This is a genomic window from Pseudomonas sp. DrBHI1, assembly GCF_002205115.1.
Classification (GTDB): Bacteria; Pseudomonadota; Gammaproteobacteria; order Pseudomonadales; family Pseudomonadaceae; genus Aquipseudomonas; species Aquipseudomonas mosselii.
On sequence record NZ_NIBE01000061.1, the window covers coordinates 1 to 11,412 of the forward strand.

Annotated in this window: 9 protein-coding genes; 3 read left to right on the plus strand and 6 right to left on the minus strand. The window is 65.7% G+C overall.

All coding sequences use genetic code 11. From position 1 onward, the window contains the following. Positions 1-147 precede the first annotated feature (147 nt). Positions 148-789 carry a TetR/AcrR family transcriptional regulator gene (locus CC207_RS13520; protein ID WP_028690696.1) on the minus strand — a complete coding sequence of 214 codons (642 nt, stop codon included), beginning with the start codon at positions 787-789 and terminating at the stop codon, positions 148-150. A 171-nt stretch (positions 790-960) separates the two neighbouring features. On the opposite strand from CC207_RS13520, the gene CC207_RS13525 reads away from it, so the two are divergent. After that, entirely contained in the window at positions 961-2,061 is a 1,101-nt protein-coding gene (locus tag CC207_RS13525) for an efflux RND transporter periplasmic adaptor subunit (protein WP_062361406.1), read from the plus strand. 6 nt (positions 2,062-2,067) lie between these two features. Continuing rightward, positions 2,068-5,133, plus strand: coding sequence for an efflux RND transporter permease subunit (locus CC207_RS13530; RefSeq protein WP_088852254.1), 3,066 nt, complete (start codon positions 2,068-2,070; stop codon positions 5,131-5,133). Between the two features lie 66 nt (positions 5,134-5,199). On the opposite strand, the gene CC207_RS13535 is transcribed toward CC207_RS13530, so the two are convergent. Further along, positions 5,200-5,889, minus strand: a complete 690-nt coding sequence (locus CC207_RS13535; protein WP_028690693.1) for a DUF4197 domain-containing protein — start codon at positions 5,887-5,889, stop codon at positions 5,200-5,202. A 65-nt stretch (positions 5,890-5,954) separates the two neighbouring features. Then, the gene (gene plsB / locus CC207_RS13540; RefSeq protein ID WP_028690692.1) at positions 5,955-8,444 is read right to left on the minus strand and encodes a glycerol-3-phosphate 1-O-acyltransferase PlsB; all 2,490 of its coding nucleotides are present in this window, start codon (positions 8,442-8,444) and stop codon (positions 5,955-5,957) included. 228 nt (positions 8,445-8,672) lie between these two features. Here plsB and CC207_RS13545 point away from each other — a divergent pair, with 228 nt between their 5' ends. Beyond that, positions 8,673-8,882, plus strand: coding sequence for a cold-shock protein (locus tag CC207_RS13545; protein WP_011535295.1), 210 nt, complete (start codon positions 8,673-8,675; stop codon positions 8,880-8,882). Between the two features lie 64 nt (positions 8,883-8,946). Here the strand turns inward: CC207_RS13545 and CC207_RS13550 are convergent, their stop codons facing one another. From CC207_RS13550 to dapE, 3 genes are read right to left on the minus strand one after another with little or no spacing between them, the layout of a single operon-like run. Then, positions 8,947-9,324 carry a hypothetical protein gene (locus tag CC207_RS13550; protein WP_028690691.1) on the minus strand — a complete coding sequence of 126 codons (378 nt, stop codon included), beginning with the start codon at positions 9,322-9,324 and terminating at the stop codon, positions 8,947-8,949. A gap of 17 nt (positions 9,325-9,341) precedes the next feature. Further along, a complete protein-coding gene (locus tag CC207_RS13555) occupies positions 9,342-10,154 on the minus strand; it encodes a putative RNA methyltransferase (protein WP_028690690.1) in 813 nt (270 codons plus the stop codon). Beyond that, positions 10,154-11,305 carry a succinyl-diaminopimelate desuccinylase gene (dapE, locus tag CC207_RS13560; protein ID WP_028690689.1) on the minus strand — a complete coding sequence of 384 codons (1,152 nt, stop codon included), beginning with the start codon at positions 11,303-11,305 and terminating at the stop codon, positions 10,154-10,156. Before dapE ends, CC207_RS13555 begins: the two co-directional genes overlap by 1 nt. Between the last annotated feature and the right edge of the window lie 107 nt (positions 11,306-11,412).

An 11,412-nucleotide genomic window follows, 5' to 3' on the forward strand; every position in this document is an offset into this window, starting at 1 on the left:
ATCGGTTCATCAGGCCGACCTGGTGAAAGTCAGGGCCTGCCTGACGGCAGGCCGTTACCGGCCCGCACACAAAAAATCTGACACTTCCTTATCTTCTACGAATGCGCATAAAAAAATCAAAACAATCACCCCGAACCCGAACCCGAACTACCCCCGAAAAGCCCGAACAAAAACCCCAACAGCCTCCCTCACATGCGCCTCAGCCTCATCCCCACTCAGCGCCTGCGCGCACCCCAGCAACAACCGATAATCCGGCGCCCCCTTCACCAGGCAGAAGAAATGCTCCGCCGCCCGCAATGGGTTGTCGATCCGCAGCAACCCCTGCTGGTCGACACAGTGCAGCAGCGCCGCCATCCCGGCCATCACCCGCTTCGGCCCCGCCTCGTAGAAATACTGCCCAAACCCCGGATCCTGGCTGCCGAGGGCAAAGATCAGGCGACTCAGCTTGACCGCCTCGTCACTGCTGATGAGCGCCTGGAACCCCCGGGCAATGTTCAGCAGCACATCCTCCACCGCCACCCCTTCCGGATACTCGAACATCAAGTCAGGCAACTGGTTCTGGCAGGTGGCCATGACCGCCGCGCCGAACAGCGTCTGCTTGTCGGTGAAATGGCTGTAGACGGTGAGTTTGGAAACACCTGCCGCCGCCGCGACCGCATCCATGCTGGTGTTGGCATAGCCAAGGCTGAGGAACAGGTGCTTGGCGGCTTCGAGAATGGCCTCGCGCTTGGCCAGGTCCTTGGGCCGGCCTGGGCCGATGGGTGCGTCGTTGGACATGAGGGACCGCATTCAATGTGAAAGAGGCACATCTTACCGGGTCGAGAAGGTGTCGGCTGCAGCATCCGTCGCAACACTATTATGGATTTTCTCTAACGCGCCCGCTTCCCCGGCCAGGTTCGCTGACTTAATATACTCGCCAGTATAAATATTCGATGCGCCCTCTGCCAAAGGTCATTCATCATGTTGCGTCGTGCGTTGTCCCTCGCTCTGCCGGCAGCCGCCGTGCTTCTGCTCTCCGCTTGCGGCCAGGAGGCCGCTTCACCTGTCGCGCCGCGCCCGGCGCTGGTGGTCCAGCCGCACCCCGCGCAGGCCTCGGCCGACAGCTATCCAGGCGAGGTGCGCGCGCGCTTTGAACCCGAACTGGCGTTTCGCATTGGCGGCAAGGTCAGCAAGCGCTTGGTGGAAGAGGGGCAGCGGGTCAAGGCCGAGCAGCCGCTGGCCGAACTCGATCCCCAGGACGTGCGCCTGCAACTGGAGGCCAACCGCGCCCAGCTGGCGGCGGCCGAGGCCAACCTGGCGCTGGTGCGCGCCGAGCGCGACCGCTACCAGAAGCTACTGGGCCGGCAGATGGTCAGCCGCTCCCAGTTCGACAACGCCGAGAACCTCTACCGTGCCGGCCAGGCGCGGCTGAAGCAGGCCAAGGCCGAGTTCGAAGTGGCCGGCAACCAGGCCGAGTACGCGGTGCTGCGCGCGCCCCAGGCCGGGGTGATTGCCAAGCGCCAGGTCGAGGTGGGCCAGGTAGTGGCCGCCGGGCAGACCGTGTTCACCCTCGCCGCCGACGGTGAGCGCGAAGTGGCCATCGGCTTGCCCGAGCAGCAGTTCGCCCGCTTTGCCGTCGGCCAGGCGGTGAGCGTGGAACTGTGGTCGCATCCTGACCGGCGTTTCGAGGGACTGATTCGCGAGCTCTCTCCGGCGGCGGACCCACGTTCGCGGACCTTTGCCGCACGCATCGCCTTCACCTCCAATGCCACGCCGGCCGAGCTCGGCCAGAGCGCCCGGGTGTTCATCGATCATGCCGAACGCTCGCCACTGGCGGTGCCGCTCTCGGCGGTGACCGCAGAGGCCGGGCAGGCCTATGTCTGGCGGGTCGGCAAGGATAATCGCCTGGAGCGTGCGCAGGTGCGCCTGGGCGCCTATGGCGCCGACAGCGTGCCGGTGCTCGAAGGACTGCAGCCCGGCGACTGGGTGGTCGCCGCGGGCGGTCATGTTCTGCGCGAAGGGCAACAGGTGCGGCCTGTGGACCGCAGCAATCGTGAAGTGAACCTGGCGGCCAAGGAGTAAGTCCCGATGGGTTTCAACCTTTCCGCCTGGGCGCTGCGCAATCGCCAGATCGTGTTGTTCGTGATGATCCTGCTGGCGGCGATCGGCGCCATGTCTTACACCAAGCTGGGGCAGAGCGAAGATCCACCCTTCACCTTCAAGGCCATGGTCATCCGCACCCTGTGGCCCGGGGCGACCGCCGAGGAAGTGTCGCGCCAGGTCACCGAGCGCATCGAGAAGAAGCTGATGGAGACCGGCGAGTACGAGCGGATCGTCTCGTTCTCGCGGCCCGGTGAGTCCCAGGTCACCTTCATGGCCCGTGACTCGATGCATTCCGCGGATATTCCCGAGCTGTGGTACCAGATCCGCAAGAAAGTCGCGGACATCAAGCACACCCTGCCGCCCGAGGCGCAGGGGCCGTTCTTCAACGACGAGTTCGGCACCACCTTCGGCAACATCTATGCCCTGACCGGCGCCGGCTTCGACTATGCCGTGCTCAAGGACTACGCCGACCGTATCCAGATCCAATTGCAGCGGGTCAAGGACGTGGGCAAGGTCGAGTTGATCGGCCTGCAGGACGAGAAGGTCTGGATCGAACTGTCCAACGTCAAGCTGGCCACCCTGGGCGTGCCGTTGGCCGCCGTGCAGCAGGCGCTGCGCGAGCAGAACGCGGTAAGTACAGCGGGCTTCTTCGAAACCGCAAGCGAGCGCCTGCAACTGCGGGTCAGCGGGCGCTTCGACAGCGTCGAGCAGATTCGCCAGTTCCCCATCCGCGTCGGTGACCGCACCTTCCGCATCAGCGATGTCGCCGACGTGCAGCGCGGTTTCAACGACCCACCCGCGCCGCGCATGCGCTTCATGGGCGAGGATGCCATCGGCCTGGCGGTGTCGATGAAGAACGGCGGTGACATCCTGGTGCTCGGCAAGGCCCTGGAAGCCGAGTTCGCCCGCCTGGCGCAGAGCCTGCCGGCGGGCATGGAGCTGCGCAAGGTGTCCGACCAGCCGGCGGCGGTGAAGGCCGGGGTCGGCGAGTTCGTGCAGGTGCTGATCGAGGCACTGGCGATTGTCCTGCTGGTGAGCTTCTTCTCCCTGGGCCTGCGTACCGGCCTGGTAGTGGCGCTGGCGATCCCACTGGTACTGGCCATGACTTTCGCCGCCATGCACTACTTTGGCATCGGCCTGCACAAGATCTCGCTGGGGGCGCTGGTACTGGCCCTGGGGCTGCTGGTGGACGACGCGATCATCGCGGTGGAGATGATGGCGATCAAGATGGAGCAGGGCTACGACCGGCTCAAGGCGGCGAGCTACGCCTGGACCAGTACCGCGTTCCCGATGCTCACCGGCACCCTGATCACCGCCGCCGGTTTCCTGCCGATCGCCACGGCGGCTTCGAGCACGGGGGAGTACACCCGCTCGATCTTCCAGGTGGTGACCATTGCCCTGCTGACCTCCTGGGTCGCCGCGGTGGTGTTCGTGCCTTACCTGGGCGAGCGCCTGTTGCCGGACCTGGCCAAGCTTCACGCGGCCCGCCATGGCGCCGACGGGCATGCCCCCGACCCCTATGCCACGCCGTTCTACCAGCGCGTCAGGCGGGTGGTGGAGTGGTGCGTGCGGCGGCGCAAGACGGTGATCGTGCTGACCATCGCCGCGTTCGTCGGCAGCATCCTGCTGTTCCGTTTTGTGCCGCAGCAATTCTTCCCGGCCTCCGGCCGGCCGGAGCTGATGGTCGACCTGAAACTGGCCGAAGGCGCTTCGCTGAACAACACCGCCGAACGGGTCAAGCAGCTGGAGGCGCTGCTCAAGCAGCAGGACGGCATCGCCAACTATGTCGCCTACGTCGGCACTGGCTCGCCGCGCTTCTACCTGCCGCTGGACCAGCAACTGCCGGCGGCGAGCTTTGCCCAGTTCGTGGTGTTGGCCAAGTCGCTGGAGGACCGTGAGCGTCTGCGCAGCTGGCTGATCGGCACCCTCGAGCAGCAGTTCCCGGACCTGCGCTCGCGGGTCACGCGCCTGGAGAACGGCCCGCCCGTGGGCTATCCGGTGCAGTTCCGCGTCACCGGCGAGCACATCGAGAAGGTCCGCGCCCTGGCTCGCGAGGTGGCGGCCAAGGTGCGCGAGAACCCCCATGTGGTCAACGTGCACCTGGACTGGGAAGAGCCGAGCAAGGCGGTGTACCTGGATATCGACCAGGACCGTGCCCGGGCGCTGGGAGTGAGCACCGCGCACCTGTCGAGCTTCCTGCAGAGCTCGCTGACTGGCAGCAACGTCAGCCAGTACCGCGAGGACAACGAGCTGATCGAGATCCTCCTGCGCGGCACCCCGGAGGAGCGGCGCGAGTTGGGTAACCTGGGCAGCCTGGCGGTACCCACCGACAACCGCCAGAGCGTGGCCCTGTCGCAGGTGGCGACCCTGGAATACGGCTTCGAGGAAGGCATCATCTGGCACCGTAACCGCTTGCCCACTGTCACCGTGCGCGCCGATATCTACGACAAGGAGCAGCCGGCGACCCTGGTCAAGCAGATCCAGCCGACCCTGGCCCAGATCAAGGACGAGTTGCCCGATGGCTACCTGCTGGAAGTGGGCGGCACAGTGGAGGACTCCGAGCGTGGCCAGCGCTCGGTGAACGCCGGCATGCCCTTGTTCATCGTGGTGGTGCTGAGCCTGCTGATGATCCAGCTGCGCAGTTTCTCGCGGATGTTCATGGTGTTCCTCACCGCGCCCCTGGGGCTGATCGGCGTGACCCTGTTCCTGCTGGTGTTCCGCCAGCCGTTCGGCTTCGTCGCCATGCTCGGGACCATCGCCCTGGCGGGGATGATCATGCGTAACTCGGTGATCCTGGTAGATCAGATTGAACAGGATATCGCCGCCGGGATGGCGCGTTGGCAGGCGATCATCGAGGCCACTGTGCGGCGCTTCCGGCCGATCGTGCTGACCGCGCTGGCGGCGGTGCTGGCGATGATTCCGCTGTCGAGGAGCGTGTTCTACGGGCCGATGGCGGTGGCGATCATGGGTGGGTTGATCGTCGCCACGGTGTTGACCCTGTTGTTCCTGCCGGCGTTGTATGCGGCGTGGTTCAGGGTCAGGAAGGACTGACAACATCGCGGGTCAAGCCCGCTCCCACGGTGGGAGCGGGCTTGACCCGCGATCGGAACCGACGCCTCAGAGTGCGCCGAACACCTTCTTGGCCAGGCTGGTCGCGGCACCGGCCGGGTTCTGGCGAATGCTCTCTTCCTGCTTGGCGATCATCTCGAACAGACCGTCCAGCGCCTTCTCGGTCACGTAGTTCTCGATGTTGGCGCTCTTGGCGTCGACCACGCCCAGGCCTGCGGCCTGCCCGGCGAAGTTGTTGTACTGCTGGGCCAGGCCGACCTTGTCGGTGGCCTGCTTGACGATCGGCAGGAACTTGGCGCGGATCTGCTCGCGGCTGCTCTTGTTCAGGTACTGGGTGGCCGAGTCCTGGCCGCCGCTGAGGATGCCTTTGGCATCGGTCACGGTCATCTTCTTCACCGCGTCCACCAGGATCGCCTGGGCTTGCGGCACAGCGGCCTCGGCGGCCTTGTTCATGCTGGTCTCCAGGGCTTCGACCTGTTCACCCTTGCCGAACATCTTCATGGCCTTGGCGGCCTTGCCGAGGTTGCCCGGCAGCTCGATGCGCACGTCGGGGTTGTTGCTGAAACCGCCGGGGGTGCTCAATTGCTTGACGGCGATCTGCGCGCCTTGGGTGAGGGCGTCCTTCAGGCCGCCGGAGGCGTCGCTCTGGGACAGGTCGCCCAGCGACAGGGCCAGGGCGCTGGCCGACAGCAGCAGGCCGGCGCACAGGGTGGTGAAGCGCAAGGAGGAGCGAATCATGGGGATTTCCTTATGGGCAGAATGGAGCAGGTTCAGCGTATCGGGTAGACCGGGATCGGGCCAGTTCACTCAACCGCCACAGGTTCCGGTGTTTCATCGCGGTGCAAGGCTACCTGGCGGATCGACAGGCGCAGCTCCGCCGACAGTACCCGCTTGGCCACGCCTTCGGCCAGCTCGGCGAGCTTGTCGTGGTAGCCCAGCTTGCCATCGGTGTCCGGCTGCAGCACGCCTTCGCGCACCAGGGTCTGGATGAAGTGGCGGAACAGGGTCTTGTCGAAGAACTCCGGGGCGTTCAGGCCATGCAGGATCGACAGGCGCTGGGCCATCATCACACACAGCTCCTCCAGCTCCTCGGCACTCAGCGTGTGCTGGCCGCTGTTGAGCAGCAACGAGGTGGCCATGTAGAAGCGCTGCAGGGTCTGGGTGATGGTGCGCGCCAGCAGCGTCAGCAGGACGAACTGCCGCGAGCTGGGGGCCGGGCGCATGTAGATGTCCTGCTCCCGGCGTAGCAGCCCCTGCTCGACCAGCGCTGTCAGCCATTGGTCGATCACCTCGTCCAGTTGCTCGGGCGTCCAGCGCAGGAACAGCTCGGCCTGCAGGTACGGATACAACGCTCGCACGTACTGGCCCAGCAGGTCGCGGCTCATGCGCGAGCTGCTGAGGAAGAAGCTCGCCAGCAGCCCCGGTAGGGCGAAGATGTGCAGCACGTTATTGCGGTAGTAGGTCATCAGCACCGCGTTGGCTTCGTCCAGGTAGAGGATCCGGCCCAGCGCATCCTTCTGCTCGGCCAGCAGGTCCATGCCCAGCACGTGGTCGATCAGCGCCTTGCCGTCACCTTCTGGCAGGGTGGTGTGCGGCGAGTAGGGCACCTGGCGCAGCAGGGTCAGGTACAGGTCGAGCACGCGGGTCAGGGCGCGCTCGTCCAGGGCCAGGCGGCTGGTCGACAGCAGGGCCAGAGCCACCAGGTTGACCGGGTTGATCGCCGCAGCTTCGTTCAGGTGACGGGCGACGGTCTCACCCAGGCGGGTGGTGGTGTCGTTGAGCCAGGCCGGTCGGAACTGCGGGCCGAGCGGCTGATCGCGCCAGCCGGGCTGCTGTTCGTCGAGGAAGCTATTGAGGCGGATCGGCTCGCCGAAGTTGACGTAGACCTGGCCGAAGCGCTGCTTGAGCGCGCCGATGACCTTGAAGATGTCGAAGATCGATTCTTTCTTCTTGCTGGCGCCGCGCAGTTCGCCCAGGTAGGTGCGGCCTTCGAGCACCCGCTCGTAGCCGATGTACACCGGGACGAAGACGATCGGCGTGCGCGAGGAGCGCAGGAAGCTGCGCAGGGTGATCGCCAGCATGCCGGTGCGCGGCTGCAGCATGCGCCCGGTGCGCGAACGGCCGCCCTCGACGAAGTACTCCACCGGGAAACCCTTGGTGAACAGGGTGTGCAGGTACTCGTTGAACACCGCGGTGTACAGCGGGTTGCCCTTGAACGTGCGGCGCATGAAGAAGGCGCCGCCGCGGCGCAGCAGGCCGCCGATCACCGGCATGTTGAGGTTGATGCCGGCGGCGATGTGCGGCGGCGTCAGGCCATTTCGGAACAGCAGGTAGGACAGCAGCAGGTAGTCGATGTGGCTGCGGTGGCAGGGCACGTAGATCACCTCGTGACCGGGGGCGATGCCCTGCACCTGCTCAATGTGGTTGACCTTGATGCCGTCGTAGATCTTGTTCCAGAACCAGCTGAGCACCACTTCGAGGAAGCGGATGGCGGTGTAGGTGTAGTCCGAGGCGATCTCGTTGCCGTAGTGCAGCGCCTTGGCCTCGGCCTTGGCGTAGGGGATCTTCTCGCGGTCGGCCTCGTCGCTGATGGCCTGGCGCACCAGCGGGTCGTGCACCAGGCCCTTGACCAGGTTGCGTCGGTGCGAGATGTCGGGGCCGATCACCGCGGTCTTCAGGTTGCGGAAATGCACGCGCATCATGCGCTGGGCCATGCGCACGGTGCGCTCGTGGCCCTTGTTGTGCTGCACCAGTTCGCGCAGGTGGATCGGCGCGGAGAACTGCACCCGGGTCTTGCGCCCCAGGATCAGCACGCTGAGCAGGCGGCGCAGGCGGCCGGTGACGGCCCAGCTGTCGGCGAACAGCAGCTTCCACGGACTCGACTCGCTGGCGGGGGTCTGGCCCCAGAACACGCTGACCGGAATGATTTGCGCGTCTTCCTCGGCGTGCTGGCTGATCGCCGCAACCAGGCGCTCCAGCGTCGGTGGCGCGCCGCGTTTGTCCTGGCGGCCGAGCCAGTCAGGCTCGGGGGTCAGGTAGAAGAACGCCGCAGGCTCCTGCAATGGGCCGACAGCCACCGGCAGCACTGGGCGTGGCAGCCCCGCCTTGGTGCACTCGTGGTCGATCACGGCCAGGTCGGTGAGCGACGGCGAGGAGAGGGCGTAGAACACCGGTCGGCTACGGTCGAGCTTGAGCGTCAGCGAGGATTGGTTGATGGTTTCGGAGCGCACCCACAGGTAGAGAACGCGACGCAGGGCGCCGAAGATGAGGCGGCGCAGGGGAGAACGGGTCATGGGGTGGGGCCCTGGGTGAAAGTTTTCGTGTTTTACAGCCCGTTAGTCTGCCGTATCTGCGTAAGTTCAGCAAAATTCGGCCAAAAATGACCCTGTCATGAATTTTTTTTGTTCCCTGTCATATACTCGGCCTGCCGCTTGCAGGATATTTGTGCAAGCTGCGTCGGCGCGGATGGTGAACCCGCGCCAGCAAGGCGATCTTCAAAATAAAAATCCGGAGTAGTTCAGATGTCGTCTCGTGAGACTGGGAATGTGAAGTGGTTCAACGATGCCAAGGGTTATGGCTTCATTCAGCGCGAAGGTGGTGCGGACGTGTTCGTCCACTATCGGGCTATCCGCGGTGAGGGGCATCGCACCCTGGTCGAAGGGCAGCAGGTCGAGTACGCCCTCGTGCAAGGCCAGAAAGGCCTGCAGGCCGAGGACGTGGTAGGGCTCTGAGCCTCGAGGCTTAACGCTCAAGCTGCAAGTTGACCGTGGAACTTGCAGCCTGATGCGAACGCCTTCAGTGAGTGCGCCAGGTGATTTCCTGTTCACCGTCGGCGCTGATGCGGATCCAACGGTCTGCATCTTCTTCCCCGTCTTCCTCCGTCCAGCTGCCTGGCGCGCAACGCACTTCGACGTTGAGCGCGGCGAATGCCGCCCGGGCGCAGGCGATGTCGTCGGCCCACGGGGTCTGGTCGCTTTCTAGGTACAGGCTGTTCCATTTTCCCACAGCCTTCGGTAACCAAGTGACCGGAATGTTACCGGCCGTGCACTTGAAGGTCTGGCCCTTCTGCTTCCATTCGCTGCACGGCCCCAGGGCCTGGGTGAGCCAGTCGGCGATCTGCTTGTGGTCGACGTCGTCGTCCTTGAGGTAGATCTCGATATCGGGTTGACGCATGGGGGGCTCCAGTGTGCTCAGTCTTGGCGCACGAAATAGTCATAACGCATGGAAACGGTGACCTCGAAGGGTTCGGGCTGGTCGATCACCCGCGCGCGCTTCTCGGCGCTGGCGCGCCAGCCGTGCGGGGTCATGGCCAGCAGGTCGGCGCGGGCCTTGGCGTCGGCCAGGGTCAGGCGGAACTCGAGAATCTCGCCGTGGGCGTGGGCCATGCCTTCGGGGACCAGGGCCAGGTGCTTGTCGTCGGCGTAAGGGCGCACTTCATCGTAGAGCACCTCGCGCAGTTCCATCAGGTGGCCGCTGGTTGGGCCGACCCGCATCAGGCCGCCGCCGGGTGCCAGCAGGCGCTTGGCCTCCTGCCAGTCGAGCGGGCTGAACACGCTGGCGATGAAACCGCAGCTGGCATCGGCCATGGGCACGCGGGCCATGCTGGCGACCATCCAGGTCACCTCGGGGGCGCGGCGGCAGGCGCGCTTGACCGCCTCGCGGGAGATATCCAGGGCGTAGCCGTCGGCCGCCGGCAAGGCCTGGGCGATCTGCGCGGTGTAGTAGCCTTCGCCGCAGCCGATGTCCAGCCAGGCCTGGGGCTGGCGCTCGGCGGCCAGTTGCGCCAGGCGCCGGGCCACCGGCGCATAGTGGCCGGCGTCGAGGAAATCGCGGCGGGCTTCGACCATGGCCTGGTTATCGCCCGGATCGCGGCTGTTCTTGTGCTGCACCGGCAGCAGGTTCAGGTAGCCCTGGCGGGCGCGGTCGAAACGGTGGCCGGCGGGGCAGGCCACGCCATTGTCGAGTCGCGCCAGGGGTGCCTGGCAGAGTGGGCAGGCGAGCATCAGGCGAGCAACCGCACCAGGGTCTGGTAGTAGATTTCGGTCAGCAGGTCGAGGTCGCTGGCCAGGATGCGTTCGTCCACCTGGTGGATGGTGGCGTTGACCGGACCGAGCTCGACCACCTGGGTGCCCATGGTGGCGATGAAGCGGCCGTCGGAAGTGCCGCCGCTGGTCGACGGACGGGTCTCGCGACCGGTGACCGCCTTGATGCTCGACGACACCGCATCGAGCAGATCGCCCGGCTCTGTGAGGAACGGCAGGCCCGACAGCGCCCAGTCGATGCTCCATTCCAGCTGATGCCTGTCGAGGATCGCCGCGACGCGCTGCTGCAGGCCCTCGACCGTCGATTCTGTGGAGAAGCGGAAGTTGAACAGCGCGGTCAGCTCGCCCGGGACCACGTTGGTGGCGCCGGTGCCGGAGTTGAGGTTGGAGATCTGGAAGCTGGTCGGCGGGAAGAACGCGTTGCCTTCGTCCCAGTGCTCGGCGGCAAGTTCCGCCAGGGCCGGCGCGGCCAGGTGGATCGGGTTGCGCGCCAGATGCGGATAGGCCACGTGGCCTTGCTTGCCGCGCACGGTCAGCTTGGCGCCAAGCGAGCCGCGACGGCCGTTCTTGACCACGTCACCGAGCAGGGTGGTGCTGGACGGCTCGCCGACGATGCACCAGTCCAGGCGTTCGTTGCGTGCCTTGAGGCGCTCGACCACGGCCTTGGTGCCATGGTGGGCCGGGCCTTCCTCGTCGCTGGTGATCAGGAAGGCGACCTTGCCGCGGTGGTTCGGGTAGTCGTGCACGAAGCGCTCGCTGGCCACCACCATGGATGCCAGGCTGCCCTTCATGTCGGCGGCGCCACGGCCGCAGAGCATGCCGTCGGCATCGATCAGCGCCTCGAACGGCTCATGCTGCCACTGCTGCACCGGGCCGGTGGGGACCACGTCGGTGTGGCCGGCGAAGCACAGCACCGGGCCATCCTGGGTGCCATGGGTGGCCCAGAAATTGTCGACGTCCTCGATACGCATTGGCTCGAGCTGGAAGCCGACGGCGCCCAGGCGGTTCATCATCTGGGTCTGGCAGTCGGCATCGACCGGGGTGACCGAGGGGCGACGGATCAGGTCGCAGGCCAGTTGCAGGGTAGGCGAGAGCTCGGCTGGGGCCGTCATTGAGGGACTCCGGGGCATGGCAAGGCGGGAAACTGAGGGGCGTTATCTTATATCAAACTGACGGGCCGATGGGGCCGCTGTGCGGCCCTTTCGCGACACAAGGCCGC